Origin of the sequence: Catellatospora sp. KI3, from assembly GCF_029948125.1 — a bacterium.
Taxonomy (GTDB): Bacteria; Actinomycetota; Actinomycetes; order Mycobacteriales; family Micromonosporaceae; genus Catellatospora.
The window spans coordinates 48,306-71,981 of record NZ_JASAMB010000021.1; the positions used below are offsets into that span (position 1 = coordinate 48,306).

At 73.1% G+C, this 23,676-nt stretch carries 15 protein-coding genes; 5 read left to right on the plus strand and 10 right to left on the minus strand.

The annotated features are described in order from the left end of the window. The first annotated feature begins 24 nt into the window (after positions 1-24). Entirely contained in the window at positions 25-933 is a 909-nt protein-coding gene (locus tag QEZ54_RS28070; protein WP_281307736.1) for a LysR family transcriptional regulator, read from the plus strand. 41 nt (positions 934-974) lie between these two features. On the opposite strand, the gene priA is transcribed toward QEZ54_RS28070, so the two are convergent. From priA to hisD, 6 genes are read right to left on the minus strand one after another with little or no spacing between them, the layout of a single operon-like run. Next, positions 975-1,700 (minus strand): bifunctional 1-(5-phosphoribosyl)-5-((5-phosphoribosylamino)methylideneamino)imidazole-4-carboxamide isomerase/phosphoribosylanthranilate isomerase PriA, encoded by a 726-nt coding sequence (priA, locus tag QEZ54_RS28075; RefSeq protein WP_281307737.1) that lies wholly within the window; start codon positions 1,698-1,700, stop codon positions 975-977. After that, complete coding sequence (locus tag QEZ54_RS28080) at positions 1,701-2,033, minus strand: hypothetical protein (RefSeq protein ID WP_281307738.1); 333 nt, start codon at positions 2,031-2,033, stop codon at positions 1,701-1,703. Positions 2,034-2,085: 52 nt separating this feature from the next. Further along, on the minus strand, positions 2,086-2,715 hold the full coding sequence (gene hisH / locus QEZ54_RS28085) for an imidazole glycerol phosphate synthase subunit HisH (RefSeq protein WP_281307739.1): 630 nt from the start codon (positions 2,713-2,715) through the stop codon (positions 2,086-2,088). Continuing rightward, positions 2,712-3,326 carry an imidazoleglycerol-phosphate dehydratase HisB gene (gene hisB / locus QEZ54_RS28090; RefSeq protein WP_281307740.1) on the minus strand — a complete coding sequence of 205 codons (615 nt, stop codon included), beginning with the start codon at positions 3,324-3,326 and terminating at the stop codon, positions 2,712-2,714. Before hisB ends, hisH begins: the two co-directional genes overlap by 4 nt. Beyond that, positions 3,323-4,399 carry a histidinol-phosphate transaminase gene (locus tag QEZ54_RS28095; RefSeq protein WP_281307741.1) on the minus strand — a complete coding sequence of 359 codons (1,077 nt, stop codon included), beginning with the start codon at positions 4,397-4,399 and terminating at the stop codon, positions 3,323-3,325. The genes hisB and QEZ54_RS28095 overlap by 4 nt, the downstream gene beginning before the upstream one ends. Further along, the gene (hisD, locus tag QEZ54_RS28100; RefSeq protein WP_281307742.1) at positions 4,396-5,751 is read right to left on the minus strand and encodes a histidinol dehydrogenase; all 1,356 of its coding nucleotides are present in this window, start codon (positions 5,749-5,751) and stop codon (positions 4,396-4,398) included. The genes QEZ54_RS28095 and hisD overlap by 4 nt, the downstream gene beginning before the upstream one ends. 111 nt (positions 5,752-5,862) lie before the next feature. Between hisD and QEZ54_RS28105 the strand changes: the two genes are divergently transcribed. Then, complete coding sequence (locus tag QEZ54_RS28105) at positions 5,863-6,549, plus strand: LON peptidase substrate-binding domain-containing protein (RefSeq protein WP_281307743.1); 687 nt, start codon at positions 5,863-5,865, stop codon at positions 6,547-6,549. A gap of 6 nt (positions 6,550-6,555) precedes the next feature. Here QEZ54_RS28105 and QEZ54_RS28110 read toward each other — a convergent pair whose 3' ends face one another. After that, positions 6,556-7,224 carry a hypothetical protein gene (locus QEZ54_RS28110; protein WP_281307744.1) on the minus strand — a complete coding sequence of 223 codons (669 nt, stop codon included), beginning with the start codon at positions 7,222-7,224 and terminating at the stop codon, positions 6,556-6,558. A gap of 105 nt (positions 7,225-7,329) precedes the next feature. Here QEZ54_RS28110 and QEZ54_RS28115 point away from each other — a divergent pair, with 105 nt between their 5' ends. Further along, positions 7,330-8,595 (plus strand): SUKH-3 domain-containing protein, encoded by a 1,266-nt coding sequence (locus QEZ54_RS28115; RefSeq protein ID WP_281307745.1) that lies wholly within the window; start codon positions 7,330-7,332, stop codon positions 8,593-8,595. Position 8,596: 1 nt separating this feature from the next. Here the strand turns inward: QEZ54_RS28115 and QEZ54_RS28120 are convergent, their stop codons facing one another. From QEZ54_RS28120 to QEZ54_RS28130, 3 genes are all read right to left on the minus strand, one after another. Further along, positions 8,597-9,865 (minus strand): SUKH-3 domain-containing protein, encoded by a 1,269-nt coding sequence (locus tag QEZ54_RS28120; protein WP_281307746.1) that lies wholly within the window; start codon positions 9,863-9,865, stop codon positions 8,597-8,599. Between the two features lie 125 nt (positions 9,866-9,990). Further along, positions 9,991-10,596, minus strand: a complete 606-nt coding sequence (locus tag QEZ54_RS28125) for a hypothetical protein (protein ID WP_281307747.1) — start codon at positions 10,594-10,596, stop codon at positions 9,991-9,993. After that, positions 10,593-22,604 carry a toxin glutamine deamidase domain-containing protein gene (locus QEZ54_RS28130; protein ID WP_281307748.1) on the minus strand — a complete coding sequence of 4,004 codons (12,012 nt, stop codon included), beginning with the start codon at positions 22,602-22,604 and terminating at the stop codon, positions 10,593-10,595. The genes QEZ54_RS28125 and QEZ54_RS28130 overlap by 4 nt, the downstream gene beginning before the upstream one ends. A gap of 150 nt (positions 22,605-22,754) precedes the next feature. Here QEZ54_RS28130 and QEZ54_RS28135 point away from each other — a divergent pair, with 150 nt between their 5' ends. Beyond that, positions 22,755-23,192: a YbaB/EbfC family nucleoid-associated protein gene (locus QEZ54_RS28135; protein ID WP_281307749.1), complete on the plus strand. Its 438-nt coding sequence runs from the start codon at positions 22,755-22,757 to the stop codon at positions 23,190-23,192. Continuing rightward, a complete protein-coding gene (locus tag QEZ54_RS28140) occupies positions 23,189-23,572 on the plus strand; it encodes a hypothetical protein (protein ID WP_281307750.1) in 384 nt (127 codons plus the stop codon). Before QEZ54_RS28135 ends, QEZ54_RS28140 begins: the two co-directional genes overlap by 4 nt. Positions 23,573-23,676: the final 104 nt, after the last annotated feature.

Genomic DNA, 23,676 nt, shown 5'->3' on the forward strand with positions numbered 1-23,676 from the left:
TCACAGTTCGTTTAGTATGACTGCATGTTCGACCTAGGCCGCCTGCGCGCCCTCGACGCCCTCGCCCGGCACGGCACCGTCCACGCCGCCGCAGCGGCGCTGCACTGCACCCCCTCGGCCGTCTCGCAGCAGCTCGCGAAGCTGGAGCGCGAGGCCGGCACCACGCTGTGCCACAAGGACGGTCGCGGCCTGCGGCTCAGCGGGGCCGGGCGGCTGCTGGCCGAGCACGCCGCGACCGTGCTGACCGCCGTCGACGCCGCCGCGGCGGCCCTGGACGCCTACCGGGGCGAGGTGGCGGGCACGATCGCCGTCGCCAGCTTCGCCACCGCCTGCCGGGGCCTGCTGCCGCCCGCCCTGGCCCTGCTGGCCGCCGAGCACCCCCGACTGCGCCCGCAACTGGTCGAGTGCAACCCGTACGAGGGGTTGCAGGCGCTGGACCAGGGGCGGGTGGATCTCGCCGTGGTCGACGACTGGCGCCAGGTGCGGCTGGTGCTGCCGCCCGGCGTGTCGGCGCGGGCGCTGGGCGAGGACGCCGCCGACCTGGTCGTACCCGCTGGGCACCCGCTGGCCGGGGCCGGGCCGGTGCCGCTGGAGAAGGCGGCCGCCGAGCGCTGGATCGCCTCGCCGGAGGGCACCATCTGCCACGACTGGCTGATCCGCATCCTGCCCGGCCTCAGGCCGGAGTTCCTGGTCGGCGAGTTCGAGAGCCAGTTCTCACTGGTGGCGGCGGGCCTGGGCGTGGCGCTGATCCCCCGCCTGGCCCGCATCACCGCCGTGCCCGGCACCGCCGTGGTCCCGCTGGACCCGGTGCCGACCCGCCGCGTCAGCGTGGCCTGGCGGGGCGCCGCCGATCACCGCCCCGCCGTCGCCGCCGTGATCGACGCCCTCACCCGCGCGTGGCACTCGCGCACCACCGCGGGCATGCCCGCCTAGCCCGCGCGGGCCGCCGCCTCGGCTCGGGCCGCCGCTTCGGCTCAGGCCTGCGCGAGGGCGGCCAGCGCCTCTTCGACGGTGAAGGCACCTGCGTAGATCGCCTTGCCGGTGATGACACCCTCGACGCCGATCGGGGCCAGGGTGGCCAGCGCGCGCAGGTCGTCCAGGGTGGACACGCCGCCCGAGGCGATGACCGGGGCGGGCGTGGCGGCGCAGACGTCGCGCAGCAGGTCCAGGTTCGGTCCCTGCAGCGTGCCGTCCTTGAGGATGTCGGTGACGACGTACCGGGTGCAGCCGGCCTTGTCTAGGCGGGCGAGCACCTCGTACAGGTCGCCGCCGTCGCGGGTCCAGCCGCGCGCCGACAGGGTACGCCCGCGCACGTCCAGCCCGATCGCGACGCGGTCGCCGAACTCGCCGACGACGCGGTCGCACCACTGCGGGTCCTCCAGCGCCGCCGTGCCGATGTTGACCCGCGCGGCACCGGTGCCCAGCGCGGCGGCCAGCGACGCGTCGTCGCGGATGCCGCCGGACAGCTCCACCTTCACGTCCAGGCGGCCCACCACGTCGGCGAGCAGCGCGGCGTTGGCGCCCCGGCCGAAGGCGGCGTCGAGGTCGACCAGGTGGATCCACTGCGCCCCGGCCCGCTGGAAGTCCAGTGCGGCGGTCAGCGGGTCGCCGTACGACGTCTCGCTGCCGGCGGCGCCCTGCACCAGGCGCACCGCCTGGCCTCCGGCGACGTCCACGGCGGGCAGCAGGTCCAGTGCCATCTAGGAACTCCTTCGATCGAATGCGATCAGTACGAACACGGGCAGGGTCAGCAGCAGCACCAGGGTGAGCACCACAGCGAGCTCCACCGACGGCACCAGCTGCCAGATCGCGAACAGCGACACCAGCACGAACACGGCCACGATCGCCCGCTGCGCCCGGGTCTGCCCGACGGACAGCCGCCCGCTGCTGCGACGGCGCAGCTCGTACAGCGAGATCCGGCGCCACACCTCACGGCGGGCCAGCCGCCGCGCCGCGCGCCTGGCCTCGGTCTCCTGCGCCTGGCGCGCGGCCAGCTCCCGCGCCTCCCGGCGCAGCTTGCGTTCCTTGCTCACCGGATCACCCGCGTCATCACGTCGCCCGCCGGGGGGTCAGCGGGATCGCGACCTACGATGACAGACTCTCGATCCAGTTGCGCAGTAGGGCGGCGCCCACGGCGCCGGACTTCTCCGGATGGAACTGGGTGACCGACAGGCTGCCCCGCTCGGCGGCGGCCACGAAGGTGGCCTGCTCGTGGGTCGTGGTGGTGACCAAGGCGACCGCGTCGAGTTCGGCGGTGGGCACGGCCGCGTACGAGTGCACGAAGTAGCAGCGCGCGTCCGCCTCGATGCCCGTGAACAGCCGCGACCCGGCCGGGGCGTCGACCAGGTTCCAGCCCATGTGCGGCACCCGGCGGGCGTCGAGCCGGGTCACCGTGCCGGGCAGCAGGCCCAGGCCCTTGGTGACCACGCCGTGCTCGTCGCCCTCCTCGAACATGATCTGCGCGCCGACGCAGATGCCCAGCACCGGCCGCCCCGCCAGCACCCGCTCGGCGATGACCGGGGCCGCCCGCACCTCGTCCATCCCGGCCATGCACGCCGCGTACGCCCCGACGCCCGGCACGACCAGGCCGGTGGCCCGCTCGGCCAGGCCCAGGTCGGCGGTGACGGTCACGGCGGCACCGGCCGCCTCCAGCGCGCGCTGGGCCGAGCGCAGGTTGCCCGACCCGTAGTCGAGCACGACCACGTCGACGCTCACAGCACGCCCTTCGTGCTGGGCACGGCGCCCCGGCTGCGCGGGTCGATCTCCACGGCGGTGCGCAGGGCGCGGGCCAGGGCCTTGAACTGGCCCTCGACCACGTGGTGCGCGTCGGGCTTGGTGCCCGGACGGGCCGCGCGCAGCACCGAGACGTGCAGTGTGATCTTCGCGGTCTGCCCGAACGACTCCAGGATGTGCCGCGTCATCGAGACCGGGTAGACCGGCCCGATGTACGGGGCCAGGTCCATCGGCTCGTCGTGCACCACGTACGGCCGCCCGGACAGGTCGACGGCGGCCTGGACCAGCACCTCGTCCATCGGCACCACCGCGTCGCCGTACCGGCGGATGCCCGCCTTGTCGCCCAGCGCCTGCGCGAACGCCTCGCCCAGCGCCAGCGCGGTGTCCTCCATGGTGTGGTGCGCGTCGATCTCGAGGTCGCCCTCGGTGCGCACGGTCAGGTCGAAGCCGCCGTGGCGGGCGATCTGGTTGAGCATGTGGTCGAAGAAGCCGATGCCGGTGCTGATCTCGGCCTGGCCCGTGCCGTCGAGGTCGATCTCGACGAGGACCTTGGTCTCCTTGGTGACCCGCTCGACCCGGCCGGTCCTGCTCATGCGCTCAGCCCCTTCATCGCCTCCAAGAAGGCATCAGTCTCCTGCTCGGTCCCTGCGGTGACGCGCAGCCAGCCGTCCAGTCCCACATCACGGACCAGGACGCCCTGGTCCAGCAGTGCGCGCCAGGCCGCCTTCTGGTCGGCGAAGCGTCCGAACAGGACGAAGTTCGAGTCCGAGTCGGCCACCTCCCAGCCGTCGGCGCGCAGCTCGGACACGATCCGGTCGCGCTGCGCCTTGATCGCCTCGACCGTGCCCAGCAGCACGTCGGCGTGGGCCAGGGCGGCGCGGGCGGCGGCCTGGGTCAGCGCCGACAGGTGGTACGGCAGGCGCACCAGCTGCACCGCCTCCACGATCGCCGGGTGCGCGGCCAGGTAGCCGACCCGGGCACCGGCGAACGCGAACGCCTTGCTCATGGTCCGGGTGACCACCAGCCGCTCGTGCTCGTCGAGCAGCTCCAGCGCGCTGGGCGTGCCGGGGCGGCGGAACTCCGCGTACGCCTCGTCCACGACCACCAGGCCGGGCGCCTCGGCGAGGACGGCCTCGACCACCGCGAAGTCCAGCGCGGTGCCGGTCGGGTTGTTCGGCGAGCACAGCAGCACCAGCGCGGGCTGGTGCAGGCGCACCTGCTCGGCGGCGTGCTCGGGCGTCAGCTCGAAGCGCTCGCCGCGCAGCCCGTCGGCCCAGCCGGTGGCGGTGCCCTTGGCCAACAGCGGATGCATCGAGTACGCCGGGCCGAAGCCCAGCGCGATCCGGCCCGGCCCGGCGAACGCCTGGAACAGCTGCTGCTGGATCTCGTTGGAGCCGTTGGCGGCCCACAGCTGCTCGGCGGTCAGCCCGTGCCCGCAGTAGGCGGCCAGGTCGGCGCGCAGCTTCACCGCCTCCCGGTCGGGGTAGCGGTTCAGGTCGGCGATCTCGCCCGCGATCGCCCGCTGCACCGCGCGCACGACCTCGTCGGGCAGCTGGTACGAGTTCTCGTTGGTGTTGAGCCGGACCGGCACGTCCAGCTGCGGCGCACCGTACGCGCTGAGTCCGCGCAGATCCTCGCGCAGAAGCTGCTGCACCCACTCGGTCATGCCCCGACCTCATTCTCGAAGCGCGCGGTCACGGCCTCGCCGTGCGCGGGCAGGTCCTCGGCGTCGGCCAGCGCCACCACGTGGTGGGCGACCTCGCGCAGCGCCGCCTCGTCGTACTCCACGACGTGGATGCCGCGCAGGAACGACTGCACCGACAGGCCCGAGGAGTGCCGGGCGCAGCCCGCGGTCGGCAGCACGTGGTTGGATCCGGCGCAGTAGTCGCCCAGCGACACCGGCGCGTAGGCCCCCACGAAGATCGCGCCGGCGTTGCGCACCCGCATCGCCACCGCGCGCGCGTCCCGGGTCTGGATCTCCAGGTGCTCCGCCGCGTACGCGTCGACGACCTTCAGCCCGGCCTCGACCGAGTCGACCAGCACCACGCCCGACTGCGGCCCGGACAGGGCCGTGGTGACCCGCTCGCTGTGCTTGGTGCGGGCCACCCGCACCGCCAGCTGCGCGTCCACCGCGTCGGCGAGCGCGGGCGAGTCGGTGACCAGCACGCTGGCCGCCATCGGGTCGTGCTCGGCCTGGCTGATCAGGTCGGCGGCGACATGCGCCGGGTCGGCGGTGTCGTCGGCCAGGATCGCGATCTCGGTCGGCCCCGCCTCGGCGTCGATGCCCACCACGCCGCGCACCAGGCGCTTGGCGGCGGTCACCCACACGTTGCCAGGCCCGGTGATCAGGTCGACCGGGGCGCAGTCGTCGTCGGGCGACAGCTCGCGGCCCGGGTCGGCGCTGCCGCGGCTGCCGTAGGCCAGCATCGCCACCGCCTGGGCACCGCCCACCGCGTACACCTCGTCGACGCCGAGCAGCGCGCACGCGGCCAGCACCCGCGCGTCCGGCAGGCCGGTCCCGCGCTGCGGCGGGCTCACGACGACCAGGCTCTCGACACCCGCGGCCTGGGCCGGGACCACGTTCATCACGACGGTCGACGGGTAGACGGCCAGGCCGCCGGGCACGTAGAGCCCGACCCGGGCGACCGGCAGCCAGCGCTCGGTGACGGTGCCGCCCGGCACCACCTGGGTGGTGTGGTCGGTGCGCCGCTGGTCGGCGTGGACCCTGCGGGTACGCGCGATCGCCTCCAGCAGCGCGGCCCGCACCTGGGGCTCCAGCACCTGCTCGGCTTCCTTGATCACCTCGGCGGGCACCCGCAGGGCCGCGGGCCGCACGCCGTCGAAGCGATGTGTCGCCTCGCGGATCGCCTCCACCCCATGGACCCGGATCCCCTCCACCAGCGGGCGGATCTGCTCGACCGCCTGGGAGACGTCGAGCTGGGCACGGGGCAGCAGGGTTCGCGGATCGGCGCCGGCACCGGCGAAATCCCGTCCGCGCAGGTCGATACGGGTCAACACTTCCCAAAGTCTACTGGCGCCCCCACTCGCCGCGTCGAACCGGCCCAGGCACTGGGAAAGTGACCCGCGCCACGGAGGCGGGCGCCCGGTGGCGGGAGCTAGTCTCAGCGCATGACCACCGGCACACTGCCGCTGTTCCCGCTGGGCACGGTGCTCTTTCCGGGCCTGGTGCTGCCGCTGCACATCTTCGAGGAGCGCTGGCGCACGCTGGTGCGCAACCTGATGGACCTGCCCGACGGCACCCCGCGCGAGTTCGGCGTGGTCGCCATCGAGCGCGGGCTGGAGGTCATGCCGCCGCCCAACGACGGCCTGTCCACCTCCGAGGTGGTGGTGCACGACGTCGGCTGCGTGGCGCAGCTGCGGCAGATCACCGAGCATCCCGACGGCAAGTTCGACATCGTGACGGTGGGCCAGCGGCGGTTCCGCATCACCGGGTTCGTGCCGAGCTCGCACCCGTACCCGGTGGTGGGGGTGGAGTGGCTGCCGGAGCCGGAGCCCGACGCGGCCGCCGACGCGCTGGCGCCGCGCGTGCTGGCCTCGTTCCGGGAGTACCTGGGCGTGCTGCGCGGCAACCCCGACGACCAGCTGCCCGACGATCCGGTGGTGCTGTCGCACCTGGTCGCGGCCAGTGCCTCGCTGACCATCGCCGACCGGCAGCAGCTGCTCAGCGCGCTGGACCCGGCGGCACGGCTGCGGCTGGAGCTGAAGATCCTGGCCCGGGAGACGTCGCTGCTGCGCGAGGTCCGGGCGGTGCCGGCCCAGCTGGCGCAGCTGGGACCGGCGCCCTCGTCGAACTGAGCCGGGTCAGGCGTCCTGGCGCGGCGGCTCGACGCCGTAGCCGAGCTGGTCGCCGAACGGCTCGTCGTCCGGCTCCTCGCCGCGGCGCAGCGACGGCCAGCTCGACCAGGCGGCGAGCATCGCGTACATGATGACCGCGCCCAGCGCCGGGACGAGCAGGCTGCCGCCGATCGCGTACGGGAAGAAGTCCAGGTGCTTGACCGCGCGCAGGTCCACCGGCTTCTGGATCAGCGTGTCCACCGGCGCGTGGGCCAGCAGGTCCTGGTAGTGCGCCAGGCCGAGGTTGTGGCCCAGCCACCACGCCGCCCACCCGGCGACCAGGCAGCCGAGCACCACCCCGGCCAGCTGCCACGGACCGCGCCGGTTGGGCAGCAGCACCCAGGCCAGCAGCGCCGCGAGCAGGCCGAAGCCGAACCCGAGCAGCGCGAACCAGCTGTCGGAGGCGGCCAGCTGCTCCGGCTCGGCCGAGGTGTAGACCGCGCCCTCCGCCACGATCTTCAGCGGCAGGGTCGGCGCCAGCGCGTGCCAGGCCCAGCCCAGCACCAGCCCCAGCAGCGCGATCCCGAGCGCCACCGCCGCCGCGGGCCACAGCTCGGCGGCCACCGACGGGCGGGGCCGGGGCTGGAGGTCGAGCGGCGCCTCGTACGAGGACGTGTCGTCGGAAAGCATGCTCATACCGTAAACCTCTCCGCGGCGGTGCCCGTGGACCGATCCGGCGGGATAGGGCGTTCGTGCCCTCCTGCGATAGGTTGTCCGGACCGAGCCATCACGGGAGCCGCAATGATTTCACAGGACCGGCTGCAGGAGATCGTGCGGCACTGGGGGGCGACCGAGACGCTGCGCCGGGGCCACCCCTGCGAGCCCAGGGTGTACGAGTTCGACGGCGGCTGGGTCGTCTGGGCGCCGCCGCCCGCCGACGCGCCCCTGGCGCAGCCGGGCACCGGCGAGACCGTGATCATCGACCGCAACACCGGCGAGCTGTCGGTCGTGCCCGGCCTGCCCCCGCAGGTCGCCATGGACCGGTACACGCCGCGCCCGCCCCTCGGACTGCCCGACCTGCCCCCCGCGCCCCGGTTCGAGGCATCCGCCCCGCCCCCGCCGCCGTCGTTCCCGTTCTCCGCCTTCGGCCCCGCCCCGCTGCCCCTGCCGGTGCTGCGGGAGCGGGCCGCCGCGGCCGCCGCCGAACTGGCCCGGCTAGGCGTCGAGGCCAGGCTGCCGCAGCTCACCGCCGCGCTGACGGTGGACGGCCGGGTGTTCGAGGCCGCCGCCCACACCGACGACGCCGAGTACGACCACCACCCCGCGATCCTGCGCGCCCTGGCCGAGATCCCGCCTCCCGCCCGCAGCCGGGGCGCCACCCGGCACCCTGAGCTGATCGCCGCCTCCCGGGCCCTGTTCTCGCTGGCCGGCGAGGAGGCCGACCCGGCGTGGCTGGCGCACCTGCTCGCCGGGGCGACCCTGGACCTGCGCCGCCTGCGCGAGGCCGCCGACCCGGCGGAGGCCCAGCCCACCCGCTCCTGCCACACCTGCGCGACCGTCCTGACCGACCTCGGGCTGCCGGGTGCGCCGCCGCGCGACGTGGTGACCCCGCAGATGCCCGGGCGGCCGCCGGGCGGCGACGAGTTCATGACCTCGATCCTGGTCGAGGCGCTCGCGGCGACCGCGGCGGTGCCCGGTCTGCGGCACCGGCTGACGGCGCTGCCGTTCCTGGTCGAGGTGCTGCTGCCGTACGCGCCGATGATGCCCGTGCTGCAGAGCTCCCCGGGGGCGCAGCAGCGGGTGGAGTCGTACACGATCAACGCCTGGGTGTCGGAGCACACCGCCGACACCCTCGGCGAACTCGCCGAGCGCATCGGGGCGCGGCTGTTCCCGGTCGGCACCGAGGAGGGCGGCTACTACGGCCTGCTCGCCGTCGACGAGCTGCGCCGGGTGTACGCCGTCGACCACGCCGGAGCCTGGTTCCTCGGCGTAGACCTGCCCGCCGCCCTGCACACGCTGGACACCGGGGCGGCCACGCCGCGGGTGCGCGCCGACGGGAGCTGGTGAGCTACTGCCCCGGCGGGGCCAGGTTGCCGTCGTCGCGTACGCGCGGCATCGGATGGCCCTGCAGCAGCACCGTGAACGCGGTGTCCAGGTCCGGGCCGGCGTACCACTCCCCGGCCTGGTCCAGCACCCACACCCGGCCCAGCGCGTCGATCGCGATGACGCCGTCCCCGTCGTGCTCGGCCCCGATCGGCGCCAGCGGCACCCCGGTCACCTCGGCGAACCGCGCCAGCGTGGCCGTGGTGTCCGACACCAGCTCGGCGCCGAGCTCGAACGGCTGCACCCGGCTGGCCACCCCCGGGCCGCGCCGCACCGAGGCCAGGTAGGGGAACTTCACCACCGCCGCGCGCAGCGACTCCAGCGGCGGATGCCCGTGCGCGGCCAGCGCCCGCACGGACAGGTCGGCCCACTCGGCCGAGGTCAGGTCCCGGCCGCCGACGCGTACCGGCCGGTCCCAGCCGCCCGCCGCGAGCGTGACCGCGATGTCCTCGGGCAGCCCGGCCAGGGCGGCGGGGATGCCGGTGAGCGGGGCGACCGGCTCGCGCACCACCGGGGCGGCCGACTCGGGCGCGAGGCCGACGTGGATCCATACCGCCAGGCAGGTGTCGCACGGGCCCGCCGGCGTGCCGTCCAGCGGGTCGCCCGGGTCGCGCAGCAGCGTGATACGCAGGTCCAGGACCGTCGCGGCCAGCTCGCGCACCCCGGCCAGGTCGACCGGCGCGGCACCGTCGCGAGCGGCGTGCTGGTCCAGTTCGTGCAGCCAGTCCGACAGGACGATCAGCTCGGCGTGCCGGGCGGCGCCGCGGACCAGCGTCCCGGTCGGCTGGTCGGCCAGCCATTGCATGACCAGGCGGTGGTGGCGCAGCAGCTGGTCGCCCTTGGCGCCGGTGGCGCGGCGGGTCCGGCCGTCGGCGGGGGTCAGCTCGGCGGCGATGCCCGGGGCCTCGCCTCGGCCGACGCGGCGCAGCGCCGCCAGCGGGTCGGCGGTTACCGGGGCGGGCGGGTGCTCGGCCAGGCGCTGCCGGTGCAGGCGGCGCACGTGCTCCAACGGAATCGAGGGGTACGTGCTCAGGGCGGCGGTGCCGCGGTCGATGACGATGCGGGCGCCCGCGCCGGGTTCGGGCGGGACGTCGTCGTGCTCGGGCGGCAGCGCCCAGACGATGAAGCACTCGGGGAACTCGGCGACGTGCGGGACCAGGGCGGGGGCGCCGGGGTCGGCCGCGATGCGGGCCAGGTGCTCGGCCAACCGCCGCGCCTCCAACTCAGTGACCACTGCTCACCCTTCTTTCGCAGTCGATCGCTTCCAGACGCGCCCGCAGCTCGGCAGTCACTGATCACCTGTTCTTCGCACGGGCCAGCCGCTCCTCTATCTTCGCCCGCCAAGGCACGTCCATCGCCTCAGTCCCGCAGGTGATCGAGGTCAGGTGCCGTTTTCTTCGCCTGCTCCCGCCGTGCCTGTTCGTCGGCGCGAGCCCGGCTCTTCTCCACCTTGGCGAGCCACGGAACATCCAGTTCGTCCAAGACCACATCGCTGATGTCGAGCGGTGGACAATTCAGGAATCGCTCGAAGGGCCGATGCTGCACGCCGTAGGAATGTCCGATGAGCACGGCTCCGCCTTCCAGCCCGAAAGCACCCCCCCGCTCATAACACCTCAGCATCGGTTCAAACGGATCAGCCAGATCAGGCAGGGCGACCGTCAAAGCCGCGAAACGGAGCATATAGGCCACATACCAGTGATGTGGCCCGATGATCTCGCGGTCTTCGAGCCGCTTCATCAACTGCTCGAGAAACTCCTGATCCACCGCCGAGGCCGGGTCCACGCACTCAGCGATATCGAAGAACGGCCACCGCTCCTCGACGCCGTATTCGTTCGCCCAAAGGGCGGCACGCCGCAGGTATTCCTTCATGAGGCGCTGCCGCGAGGGCACGGTCACGAAGTTCTCGCCCCACACCACGGCCTCCAGGCGGGCGCCAATCCGTCGCACCGGTTCGCTCACGGTCATGACCGCAACCTCACTCTCTCCAACACGGCGTGAACCACCCGCTCAAGATCGGCTAGATCGAGCGGCGCCTCCACATCTGGAACCGCCATACCGAGAAGCTCTCGATACTGCCCAAACGGGTCCGCCATATTCTGCCTCGGCGCCAGATCGTGGACACCGAAGTGGTCCGGCGACGGATCTGCGAGCCACCCGCCCAGCTCGAGGTCCGGCAACCAGTAGTCCGGGTCAGACGGCGCGTACGGAAGGTCCGTCAGCTCGAACAGTCGCGATTCGACGTATTCGTGAGCGAGGAGCATCAGCAGGGTGCGGCGTTCCGTCTCAGACTTGAACACACCGCCATACCCCTGCGTCCACACATCGGCGATCCAGTCATATGCACAGAAGTAGTGACCGCGATATAGGTTCTCTGGCCCTGGGCCGACCGCAACATCGTGCGTCTCGAGGAAGATGTTACGCCGCGCCCGGGCGACGACCTCTTCTGGCGCCCCGGTAATACGAGCGATCCTCTCGACGTCGTCACAGTAGGCGCGAATCCGTGCATATCTCGCGATGGCCTTCGCATCGGAGCCGGGGGCATGACTATGCGTGCCTGCTGGAACAGTTCCTGCCGGATCAGTCGGATCGTCGTCTGCGGCTGAGTTCTCCGGCGTGGGCTCTGACGGCTCGGCGGATTGGCTGTGCGCCGTCTGAGCCTGATTGAGCTGGGCGTTCGCCTGGCGGCCCCAGGAGGTCTGGGCCAGGGCCGGGATCGGCTGGGCCGTGCCCTGGGCGTCGAGGAAGATCGCATTCATCGAGGCCACGTTCGCCGACCTGGCCGGGTCGCCGTCGTGGCGGTACATCGGCACGTTCTCGCTGATCTGTCCGGTCTGCGAGTCCAGGAACAGGATCGTGCCGTTCTGGTTGACCGCCAGCCAGGCGTGGCCGCCGCCGCCCTGCCACCTCGTCGTGATGAACACGGCCGACCCGTGCCCGCCCGCGACCAGCTGGTGGGTGAGGGTGGCGAAGCCCCAGTCCACCCACTGCTTCATCTGGTCGGGCGGGAGCTGCCTGGACATGTCCGGGAACACGGTCTCCCACTGCCGCCCGGCCAGCGCGGCGGCCCGCTGGTCGCCCCACTCCTCGCCCCGGTCGACCTGCCAGGCGTCGGTGCCGCGGTAGCGGTCCCAGGTGCGCGGCGCGGAGACGCGCGGGTTGCCGCGCCAGGTCTGCCACAGCGAGAGCATGCAGTCCAGGCAGTTGATGCCGCGGGACGGGTCGAAGCCGGGGCCGCTGTCGTTGGCCAGCCCGAACCAGCGGCCGACGCGCGGGTCGGGGAACTGCTGGAAGCTGCCGTCGGGGTTGCGCGGCATCGCCGCGACCAGGTCGTCCTGGTGCGCGCGCAGCGGCGGCCGCAGGCCGCCCACCTGCTGGTACGGCCGCCCGTCGACCGGCTGGGGGTCGGCGTACAGCTCGCCGACGTCGCTGTTCAGCTGCGTCCACTGGTCGGTGGTGACGAAGTTGAACTCGTTGCCGGTGAACGTCCCGTTGTACGCCGCCCGCGACCGGTTGCCGAACTCGACCGACCAGGCGCGGTGGTAGTCGGCCCACTGCTCGCACAGCGCACCCTGCGACGAGTACCGGTCCTGGCTGCGGTAGTGCCGCGCCCACGCTTCCAGGCGGCGGCTCTCGTCGAGCTGCTCGGCCGAGCGCCGCGCCAGGGCGTCCGACTCCTGCTGGCGCCGCCGCAGCTCGAACGAGGCGAGCCGGGTCTGCAGCGCCGCCCGGTACGACCACTGCGGGTGCGCCGGGTCCGACGGCTCGGGCCGCGCCGTCCCGGCCGGGTCCGGCGGCACGTCGCCGTCGGCGGGTCCGCGCTGGTGCGGCGGGCGGGCCGGGTCTACTCCGGCAGAGTCCCCTGCTCGCGCCTGCGGTGGGACTCCCGGAAGATCTCGGCGATCTCCGCCTCGCTCGGCAGCGGACCCCGGTTCTCCGAGATCGCCAGGGCGATCAGCTCCGCCTGCGTCCGGTCCACCGCTCGCCGCCGGTCGTCCCAGCGCCAGTCGTTCATGATCCGGCCGACCGCCTCCGGACGGTACCGCCAGCCCTGAGCCCGATGGTCGTACATCATCGACTCGTGCAGACCCGGCCCCCGGACGATCAGCCCCGTCGGCTCCTGGTCCGGATAGCCGTCCAGATCCTTCACGTAGAGCGCGTAGTACTGCAGCATCCTGTTCCCTCAGGTTCGGAGCCACCTTCGGCGAGACCGGGAAGTCCTGCGGCGTGAGGTGATACTCGGCGATCAGATCAGACAGGGTACGGCCTTGCCCCGCCAGCTCGCGGTGCACCGCGTCGACGACGCCGGGCTGCTCGGCCAGGAACTTGGCCAGGCCGTTGTCCTTGGCGGCGTCGCCACCCATGCCGGCCGGGACCGCGTCGGCCATCCGCTCGGCGCGGTTCACCTCGATCATCGTGAGGATGGCCCGGAGCCGGTCCAGCGGCGCAGCGAACTCGTCGCGCAGCACCTCGTACTCGCCGTGCGTGCGGTGCCATACCCGGTGTGACTGCGCGGTGGGGAACTGCACCTCGAACCGGAGGCCGTCGGCGGCCCGGAAGGTGACATTGGTGCCGTAGAAGCGGTTGCCCGGCCGCCAGAAGTCCTTCGGCGGCCCGTCCAGCACGTACCCCCGGGCACCCAGCTGGGCGACCATCGCGTCGAGGGCAGGCCGGTACGCGTCCCCGTCCGGCATGACGACCGAGAAGCGGACCGCGTCATTGATCGCGTCGGCGAAGCGGTCCGGCCCGTGTGCCTGGCCTTCCAGCCGGTACTTGCGCTCCAGCGAGGCCCGCCCCTTGAACCGCGTCTGCTCGGTGTCGTCGGGCAGCCGCAGCTCGCTGCCGACCTCGGCGCTCACGGCACGGATCGCGGCCTGCAGTTCGGCCATGACGTCGGCTGAACGCCGGCGCGCGGTCTCGTAGACCTCGTCCAGCATCGCCGTCTCGACCGCGGTGAGCGCGGCCGGTTCCGGCTCGAACACCGAACCCATCGGGTCCGGTGGGACGTCGTCCGGGGTCAGTCCAGTTCGCCCGCCGCCCTCCTGCGGTGCGACTCCGCGAAGATCGCCGCGATCTCCGCCTCGCTCGGCAGCGGCCGCGTCCCCTGGGTGATCGCCAGGGCGGCCTGCTCCGCCTCGGTCCGCGGGACCGGCCTGCGCCGGGAGTCGTTGCGCCAGTTCCTGAGGTGGTCGCGCACCGTCTCCGGGTCGTAGCGCCACTCCTGGGCCCGGTGATCCCAGATCAGCGACTCCCGGAACCCCTCCCCCTGGACGAACAGGCCCGTCGGCGGCTGGTCCGGGAACTCCTCGACGTCCTTGAGATAGAGCGCCTGGTAGTACAGCATCCGTTCCCTCCAGGGCGGCGGCGACCTTGTCGGTGACCGGGAAGTCGGCCGGCGCGAGGTCGTACTCGGCGATCACGTCGTCCGGCGTACGGCCCTGCGCGGCGAGGCGGCGCACGAACGCGTGCCAGACCTTCGGGTTGTCCGAGATCCACTTGGCCAGGCTCGTGTCCTTGGACTGCTCGCCCATGCCCGGCGGGATCGCGTCGAGCATACCGGTGGCCCGGTTGACCTCGATCATGCGCAGCAGCGCCCGGACCCGCGGCTCAGGGTCGGCGTCGTCGTCGCGCAGCACCTCGTACTCGGCGTGCGTGGCGTGCCAGACCCGGTACGACAGGTCGGTCGGCAACTGCACCTCGAACAGGGTGCCGTCCGGCGCCCGGAACGTCGCGTTGGTGCCGTAGAACCGGTTGCCGGGGCGCCAGAAGTCCTTCGGCGGCCCGTCCACGCCGTATCCCGCCGCGGCCATCCCCTGCATGAAGCGGTCCAGGGCGGGTCTGTAGTCCGCGCCGTCGGGCAGCACCAGGCAGAACCGGACCGAGTCGTCGACCGTCGCCGCGAACGCCGCCGGACCTTCCAACCGGCCCTCGGTGAGGTACTTGCGCTCCAGCGACTCCAGGCTCTTGACCTTGGCAGCGGTGTCGCGCAGCTCCAGGCTGCCCGGGGGCAGGCCGAGGCGGCGCTCCACGTCGCCGGCCACGTCGGTCAGATCGTCGAGGATGACCTCCGAGCTGCGTACCGCGCGCCGGTGGACCTCGTCGAGCAGGCCGCGTTCGGCATCGCTGAGGCCGGTGTCCGGGCGGGGGCCGAAGGCCCGGCCCATCGGGTCCGGCGGCGGCGCGTCGTCGGCGGCTAGTCCTCGTCCTCCAGCTGCGGGGGCGCTCCCTTCCACTGGAAGATCCAGCGGATGGTCTCCTCGTCCGGCAGCGCTTCCCTGCCGTCCGTCAGCCGCAGGGTCAGCTGCTCGGCCTGCTCCCGGCTGATCGGCTCCGAGCGGTCCGCGTACTCCGGGTTGTCCAGCAGCCAGCGGACCCCCGACGGGTCGTAGATCCACGCCTTGCCGCGGTGGCTCCACCGCATCGCGTCCAGGCCCTCCGTCACCAGGATCCCCCTGGGCGGCGGCTCGTTCCTGTCCACCGCGTAGTAGGTCACCATCGATGTTCTCCAGTTTCGCGGCGACGTCGGGACTGACCGGAAGCTGCGTCGGGTCGAGCGCGAACTCGGCGAGCACGTCGGCAAACCCGTCCAGCGACAGGCTCTGGCCATCCAACCACGCCCGCAGCGACTCGAATTCGGTGCGCTGGGCGTCGGTCAGCACCGACGGGTCAGGAAAGCCCAGGTCGGCCAGGGTGGCCGTGCCGACGCCCAGCGCTGCCAGCTCCGCAGTGGTGAGGTCGCGCAGCATGACGTCGGCGGGCGGCGCCGACGTGCCCGCCGGGTCCGGCGGTAGGTCGTCGGTCAGATCGGATACTGGTCCGACCAGTCCGGGCTCTCCGGGATGTCCCCCTTCCACTGGAAGATCCAGAGGATGGTCTCCTCGTCCGGGAACTCGTCGCCCCGATGACTGATCGTCTGGAAGACGGCTTCGGCCTCCTCCCGGGTGATCCGGTCGTACCGATCCATGTTCTCCGCCTTGAAGCGGTACGCCGCGATCGACCTCGGGTCGTACGTCCACGCCTGGTTGTCGAAGTCCCAGAGGATCGCGTCCTGGTCCGTCTCCCCCACTATGAACAGGCCCCGGGGAAGGCCGTCCTTCTTGTCGTGCACGTACGTCTGATAATAGTTGATCATCGATACCCTCCAGCTCCCGCGCGACTTCCGGGTCGAGCACCAGGTCTGACGCCTGCACGCCGAAGTCGTCGAGCACATCACCGAAGCCGGTGAAGGTGGCGTGCTGCTGATCCAACCACGTCCGGTAATCCACCCAGAGTTCGCGCTGGCCGGCGATCCATCTCAGCAGACTCGTGTCCTGCACCAGCTGCGCGTCGGGGAACCGTTCACTGATGAGTTCCTCGATGCCCGGCGGAACCTGATCGTTGAGTCCGAGTTCGCCGTTGACAGCGAACATGCTGAGCATCGCGTGAACCCGACGCGGATCGAGTTCGTCGTCACGGCGCACCACCTCGTACGCGTCATGGGTCAGCTGCCAGGCGCGGTAAGAGTCCGCGGTCGGGAACTGGATCTCCATCAGGCCGCCGTCCGGGGCCCGGAGCGTGGCGTTCAGGCCGTGGTAACGGTTGCCCGGCCGGAAGAAGTTCTTGAGTTTCGTGAGCTCGTAGCCCTGCCCTTCCAACGCCGCGATGACCTGCCGCAGCGCGACGGGGTAGTCGGCGCCGTCGGGAAGCTGGACCGAGAACCGCGCCGCGTCGTTGAGCTGAGACGCGAAGAGCCGCGCACCCATCCGCTGACCCTCGGTCCAGAACTTGCGCTGTATCGATTCCAACGTCTTGACCATGTGGTCAGTGCCCTGCAGTTGCAGCCTCTGTGCCGCCTCGGCGGCCGGGCCACGTTGACCGTTGAGGTCGGCGACGATGCCGGTGAGGTGACCGAGCGCGGCCAGCGCGCGAGCCTGCGCGTCGGTGTGCACGCGGGCCAGAACTCGTGCCTGTTCCTCGTTGAGGCTTACCGCCGGTGTCGTGGGCGCGGGCGGCTTGGTGATGGTCACGTGGACCGCGTCGGCGCCGTACAGGCGGCCGGGCAGCAGGCTGCGCTGCCAGGCGGCGCGGAACAGCGCCGCTTCGCCGTACGTCCTGGGCTCGGTGCCCTTGGCGTAAACGATCTCGCCGCGGTCACCGCCGATGACCAGTGTCCCGTCGTCGAGCCGCCGCAGGTCGACCGCGAGCGTGTCGCCCTTCTCCCCGTTGAGCGGCTCGTTCGGGGTGTGCAGGCACACCGGCACCTGGTCCAGCCCGCCCAGCCGGGCCGCGCGCAGCCGCCGGTTGTCCAGGCTGGACAGCGAGCCGTCGCCCCACACGATCACGTGCGCCGGACCACCGCGCCAGCCCGTGTCGCCCATCTCCCGGGCGAACTCCTCCATCGACTTCGCACCGCTGAACGGACTGACCGAGCGCTGACTGACCCGCACGTCGGCCGTCGGCACCGCCGCCACGCGCGGCAGCAGCGCCTCCAGCTGCGCCCGCTCCGCGTCGGTCAGCACCGACGGATCGGGGAAGCCCAGCTCGGCCAGGGTCGCCCGACCCGCGCCCAGCCGCGCCAGCTCCGCGTCGGTCAGGTCGCGCATCATCACGTCGTGCGGTGGCGGCGGCACCGCCGTGCCCATCGGGTCGGGCGGGGTGTCGTCAGCGGCGGGGTCGTCTAGTCGTCGCTCTGCGGCGGGGCGCCCTTCCACTGGAAGATCCAGAGAATGGTCTCCTCGTCCGGCAGGGGTTCGGTCCCCTTCGTGATCTGCAGGGTCAGCTGCTCGGCCTCCTCCCTGCTGATCACCTCCGACCGGTCGGTGTAGGTCGGGTTGTCCAGCAGCCAGTGCACTCCCGCCGGGTCGTACACCCAGGCCTTCTGGCGATGGCTCCACATCATCGCGTCCTGGCCGTCCGAGATCAGGATCCCGGTCGGTGGCGGTTGGGACTTGTCCACCGCGTAGAACGCGTAGTAGTCCATCATCGAGCTGCTCCAGTCGTGCGGCGGTGGCCGGGTCGACCGGCATGTTGTCAGGGTCGAGGCCGAACTCGGCGAGCACGTCGGCGAAGCCGTCGAACGAGGCGTCCTGGCCATCCAACCACGTGCGGTAGCGGGCCCACAGCCTGCGGTTCTTCGTGATCCACTTGGCGAATCCGGTGTCGACCGCCCCGACCGGCCCTCCATCGGGACCCGCAATGTCCGCGACGCCGGGTGGGACGCCCTGGTCCAGTCCGAGCTGGGCGTTGACCGCGAGCATGGACAGGAAGGCGTGCACCCGGCGCGGCGGCAGTTCACCGAGTTGCGGATCGGTGAGGGCCGAGGCGCGGTCGGGCCCGTCGGGCAGGTCGTCGTTGTCGTCGGGGCTGGCCTGGCGCATGACCTCGTACGCGTGGTGGGTCAGCTCCCAGGCCCGGAACGACTCCGCGGTCGGGAACTGCACCTCGAACATCTGCCCGTCGGGGCTGGTGAACGTGGCGTTGAGCCCGTGGAACCGGTTGCCCGGCCGGAAGAAGTTCTTGAGCGTCGTCAGCTGGTAGCCGTCGGCCTCCAGCCCGGCCCGCAGCTGGTCGAACGCCTGCCGGTAGGCGGCGCCGCCGGGCAGCTGCACGGAGAACCGGACGACGTCGTTGACGCCGTCGGCGAAGGCGTCGATGCCGACCGCGTTGCCCTCGACCAGGAACTTGCGGGTGAGCGAGGCGAGCGACTTCACCCGCTCCCCGGTGCCGCGCAGCTGCACCCGCTGCTCACCGGTCAGGCCGAGCCGGTCGCTGACCGCGTCCGCCAGGCCGGACAGATCACCCATGATCGTGTCGGCCGTCGCTTGCGCATCGGCGTGCAGCGAAGCCAGAACCTGGGCTTCTGCCGAGGTGAGCTCGCCGGCCACGCTCTGGGGACCGGGCGGCCTGCCGATCGTGACGGGGGCGACGTCGGCGCCGAACAGCCGCCCCGGCAGGAGGCTGCGCTGCTCGGCGGCGCGGAACATCGCCGCCTCGCCGAACGTCGTCGGCACCGTGCCCGGCGCGTACGCCACGTCGCCGCGGTCACCGCCGACCACCAGCGTCCCGTCCGGCAGCCGCCGAATCTCCGTGGTCAGCGGCGCGCGGTACCTCCTGCGCTCCGGATCCTCGCCGCCGGGCAGGCTGGTGAGCGGCTCGTCGGGGGTGTGCACGCACACCGGCACCGCGTCCAGGCCGCCCTGTCGCGCGGCCCGCATCCGCCGGTTGTCGAGGCTGGTCAGGCTGCCGTCACCCCAGGCCACGACGTGGGCCGGGCCGCCGCGCCAGCCGGTGTCGCCCATCCGCCGGGCGAACTCCTCCAGCGACATGTCGCCGCTGGTGGGGCTGACCGAGCGCTGGGTGAACCGCACGTCCGCCGTGGGCACCACCGCGACCTGCGGCAGCATCGCCTCCAGCGTGGCCCGCTGCGCGGCGGACAGCACCGACGGGTCCGGGTACCCGAGGTCGGCCAGCGTCGCCGTACCCACCCCGAGTGCGGCCAGTTCGGCGTCGTCGAGGCTGCGCAGCATCACGTCGGCGGGCGGTTCGGCCGGACCCCGCCCGGACCCCGCCGGGTCGGGCACCGGGTCGGCCGCGTCGTCCTGCGGCGCAGGCGTGCTGTCAGCCCGCGGCGCAGACGGGCTGTCGGGCCGCGGCGCGGCGGCCGGGTCGGTCGCGGTGACGTCCGGGTCCGGCGCGGCGGCCGGGTCGGTCGCGGCGGCGGGGTCGACCGCCGGGTCCGCGGTGGTCGAGGTCTGCGGGGCGGCGCCGGGTGCGGTCGTGGTCGCGGCGGCCTCGGGGGTACGGTCCGACGCCGCGTCCCGCCTCGGCCGATCCTGCGACCAGGCGCCCACCGGGGCGTCCGCGATCCGCGACTGGTTCCCGTCCGGGGCCACCACCAGCGCGTCCATCCGGCGGATGCCGTCGGTGAACGGCGGCGTGGTGGTCGGCTCGCCCGGCGGCTGCTGCGGGTCGGCGTACATGACGACACCGCCGTCGTTGAAGACCGGCCAGGTGTGCGAGGTGCCGTCGGCGGCCTGGTGGATGATCACCGCCATCGCGCCCGGACCGGCCGCGAGCAGCTGCTGCTCCAGCCGGGCGTACGCGTCCGTGACGGCGTCGGCGGCCTGGTCGGGGTCCATGCCCCGGGTGTTCGGGCACAGCTGCTGCAGGCGGCCGCCGAAGAAGTCCTCGATCCGGCGCGGTCCCCCGGGCTCGCCGCCCGACGGCACGGGCCGCCCCGCCGAGAACCCGTCGAGCGTACGCGGCGCCGCGCACCGGGGCCGTCCGTGCAGCCAGGTGTCGGCCACCGACAGCACCACGTCGACGCAGTTCACACCGCGGCTCGGGTCGGCCTGCGGACCACCGTCGTTGGCCAGGCCCAGCCAGCCCGACGACAGCGACGGGAACCGCCGCGGCCGCCCGTCCGCCCCGCGCGGCACCGCGTCCTCCAGCTCGCGCTGGTGCCGGGTGAGCACCGGCCGGTAGCCGCCGCGTTGGTGGTAGCGGCGCGAGGCGTCGACCGAGGGCGGGGTGTCACCGCCGGTGAGCGCGGAGACGTCGTCGGTGGTGACGCCGCCGGTGGCGAAGTCCGGGCCGCGGTGCCGGTTGAGCGCGTCCCAGGCCGCCGCCGCGAGCGCACCGGGGGCGCCCATCGAGGCGAGGATGGCACGCCGCTGGGCGCGCAGGCCGCCGTGGTAGGCGTCGCTCCAGCGCCGCGCGTCGGTGTCGGGCACGTCGCCCCGTCCGTCGCCGGGGCGACGTGCCCCGCTGCCGTCGGGACGCGTACCGCCGGGGCCGGTGCCCGCGGTGGTCACCGGCGCGGGCACCGCGGTCGCCGGGTCGGACGTGCCGCCGCCAGCGGTCGAGCCGTCCGGCGCGGCCGGTCGCACCTGCGGCGCGGTGCCGGGGTCTCGCGTCGTCCCGTCAGGGCCGGTGCCCGGACCGGCGCCGGGCGCCGACTGCGCCGGGCTGGGCGCCGGATGGGGCGAGGTGGTGCTCGGACCTGCGCCGGGCGTCGCCGACTGCGCCGCACCGGCCGGATTCGAACTGGTCGCCGGACTGGGCGAGGTGGTGCTCGGGCCTGCGCCCGGCGTCGCCGACTGCGCCGGACCGGCCGGGTTCGAACTGGTGGCCGGGTTGGCCGGGGTCGAGCCGGTCGTGGCCGTGGACGTGGTGGGCGCGGTCTGGCCCGGAGCGGTAGGCCCCGACGGGGTCGGCGCACCGGTGCCAGGGGTCCGGCCGGGCGTCGCCGGGCCGGAGGTCGAGGTGCTCGCGTTGGAGCCGGTCGAGGTGGTGTTGCCGGAGGTGGACGACGCCGGGGTCGAAGTGCCGGCCGCGGTGGTCGACGTGGTAGCGCCGCTCGTCGCGGTCGAGGCGGTCGAGCTGGTGCCCGCGGTCGTGGGGCCGGCGGTCGTGGGGCCGGCGGTCGCGGGGCCGGCGGTCGCGGGGCCGACGGTCGCGGGGCCGGCGGTCGCGGGGCCGGCGGTCGCGGTGCTGGAACCGGTGCCCGCGGTGCTCGGGCCGGAGGTCGCGGTGCCGGTCGAGGTCGACGCGAGTCCGGCCGAGGCGCCCCCGGTGGCGACTCCGGTGCTGGTCGCGGCGCCGGTGCTCAGCGGGCTGCCGCCGGTGGCCGGGGCGGCCACCGCCGGGGCCGCGGCCGGGCCCGCCGCCGGTCCGGTCTGGGCCGGGATGCCGGCGGGCGCCGCCACCACCGGGCCCGTCGCCGGGCCGGACGCTGCGGCGGTGGTCGTCGCGGCGACGGTGGAGCCGGGTGGCGCGAAGCCGGTGTCGGCCGGTGGGGCGACTCCGGCCAGCGAGGCCGAACCGCCGGTGCCGGGCGAGCCGCCGCCGTCCGAGCCGCCCGCGGGCGCGCTCGGCCACTGCGAGCTGCCGTCGTCGGTGGTGTGCACGGGCTGGGTGTTCGGCGGGGCGCCGCCGCCCGTGGTCGCGGCGGCCGCGGTGGTGATGCCACCGGCCGGGTCGCCGTCGAGGCTGATCGCGGCCAGGTTGCCCACGATCGCGTCGGTCATCGCGTCGAACTCTTGCGTGACGTGGTGGGTGGCGCTGCCACGGGCCCCGGAGACCGCCGACATGCCCAGGTTGTCCAGGCCCGGCAGCTGCCCGGTGACGGCCGAGCCGCCGAGCTCGCCGAGCACCTCGCCCCGCGCCCCGTGGGCCATCTTGCTGGTGAACGACCCGTTGTGATTGCCCGCGAGCGTGCTCGCGGCGCCGCCGGCGAACCCGGCACCGGCGGAGACGGCCAGGTCGACCAGGTCGACGCCGTGACGGCGGCCGATGGCGTTCTGGTACGCCTGGATGCCGCCCTGGGTCAGCAGCTCCTCCTTGGCCTCGTCCAGGCCCTCCTTGCCGGCCTTGATCGCCCACTTGCCGAGCTTCTTGCCGAAGTCCTTGCCCAGGTCCTTCAGCTTGTCCTTGACCGCGCGCTTGATGCCCCGCTCGATCAGCGACTTCAGCAGCCGCTTGAGGATCTCCTTGATCGCGAAGCGGGTCGCCATGCACATCGGCCCGGCGGCGGCGGTGGAGGCGCCGAAGGTGAAGAACGCCGCGACCGCCATCGCGATCAGTTCGATGAGCAGCAGGCCGAGCTCGATGTAGTACTCCAGCTTGGCGCCCTGGATGTCGCAGCCCGCGCCCTCCAGCATCTCGCCGAGCGCGTGCGTGACGAAGGCGGCGGCCTGCAGCGCCGACTTGTCCGACCCGCTGCCGATCTGCAGCCAGGCCTCCTTGATCGCGGCGGCGACCTTGCCCTCGGCGCCGCCGAAGGCGATCACCGCGTCGAGCGCGGCGCGTTCGGACTCCAGCAGCGGGTCCTGCAGCTCGGTGGAGGCGGCGTACCAGTTGTCGGCGATGTCCCAGGTGGCCTGCTCGTCACCCTCGGGCCAGTCCATGCCGATGACCCAGTCGAGCAGCTCCTTGCACCAACCAGGAGCGTCGAAGTAGGACAGCGGGTGCGGAATCGGTGACGGCAACCAAGACATCCCGCACCCTCCCCAAGGCAGCCGAGCAACGCCTTGGGTAAGTTACTCGATGTCTCCAAGACCGCGCCAACCCTGGACAGGCCCGTTTCGGCGGGAAACCGCCGCAGCGGATACAGTCGCAGGCAGCGGAGTGCGGGGAAAGGCGGAGTCGTGGCGCAACAGTCCGATCGCGACGCGAACTGGGCGCTCAAGGAGCGCTTCGCGCAGGTGCACGATCAGTACTCGCGGCTGCGTACCGGCATGGGCGAGCTGCAGACCAAGCTGGCGTCGCTGCGCAGCAGCGCCAAGACGACCGACGGGCTGATCAAGGCGACGGTCGACGCGCGGGGCCGCCTGGTGCACCTGGAACTGCACCCCAGCAGCCTGCGGGAGTACGGTGCGGTCAAGCTCGCCGAGGAGATCACCAAGACGGTGTCCCGGGCCGCCGAGGCGGCCGGTGCGGGGGTGACCGCGCTGATGTCGCAGGTGCTGCCCGCCGAGTCGGGGGCGATGGAGTTCCTGCGCACCAACGACGTCAACGCGATGATGCGCCGCCACGACAGCATCATGGGCTACGAGCCCGAGGAGCCCGAGGAGGGTCGGCGGTGAGCGGCGACGAGATCCCGGTGCGGCACCTGTCCTGGCCGCCCGGCGACGGCACCAACCTCGACCTGGACACCGGCCGCGACGCCGGGCGGCGCATGTTCCTGGCCGGGCAGCAGGTCAGCGGCCTGCGCGACGGCATCGGCGCCCGGATCGAGGCCGGGGGCAGCGCCCGCCCGTGGGGCAACGACGACTCGGGCAAGCAGATCCAGGAGAACTACGAGCAGATCGGCCCGGTGATCCTGAGCCTGTGGCGCCAGGTCGGCTCCGCCCTGCAGAGCATGGGCGTCAACATCACCGCCGCCGCCAACGAGACCACCGGCACCGACGTCGCCACCAGCCAGACCGTCGACAAGGCCGGCAACCACCACCCCGAGATCCCCTGACCTCGCGCCCATGATCGGGTGCAGTCTCGGGGAAAGTGCTGGAATCTTGACCTCGATTCGTGCACTTTCCCCGAAACCGCAGGGTGCCGGCCGCGGGCGGGGCG

What these genes read in the sequence shown, in the direction of transcription:
- priA (WP_281307737.1), bottom strand. Translation starts at nt 1,700, where the DNA reads ATGGCACTGGACCTGCTGCCCGCCGTGGACGTCGCCGGAGGCCAGGCG.
- QEZ54_RS28110 (WP_281307744.1), bottom strand. Translation starts at nt 7,224, where the DNA reads ATGAGCATGCTTTCCGACGACACGTCCTCGTACGAGGCGCCGCTCGAC.
- QEZ54_RS28070 (WP_281307736.1), top strand. Translation starts at nt 25, where the DNA reads ATGTTCGACCTAGGCCGCCTGCGCGCCCTCGACGCCCTCGCCCGGCAC.
- QEZ54_RS28095 (WP_281307741.1), bottom strand. Translation starts at nt 4,399, where the DNA reads ATGACCGAGTGGGTGCAGCAGCTTCTGCGCGAGGATCTGCGCGGACTC.
- hisB (WP_281307740.1), bottom strand. Translation starts at nt 3,326, where the DNA reads ATGAGCAGGACCGGCCGGGTCGAGCGGGTCACCAAGGAGACCAAGGTC.
- QEZ54_RS28125 (WP_281307747.1), bottom strand. Translation starts at nt 10,596, where the DNA reads ATGACCGTGAGCGAACCGGTGCGACGGATTGGCGCCCGCCTGGAGGCC.
- QEZ54_RS28115 (WP_281307745.1), top strand. Translation starts at nt 7,330, where the DNA reads ATGATTTCACAGGACCGGCTGCAGGAGATCGTGCGGCACTGGGGGGCG.
- QEZ54_RS28105 (WP_281307743.1), top strand. Translation starts at nt 5,863, where the DNA reads ATGACCACCGGCACACTGCCGCTGTTCCCGCTGGGCACGGTGCTCTTT.
- QEZ54_RS28130 (WP_281307748.1), bottom strand. Translation starts at nt 22,604, where the DNA reads ATGTCTTGGTTGCCGTCACCGATTCCGCACCCGCTGTCCTACTTCGAC.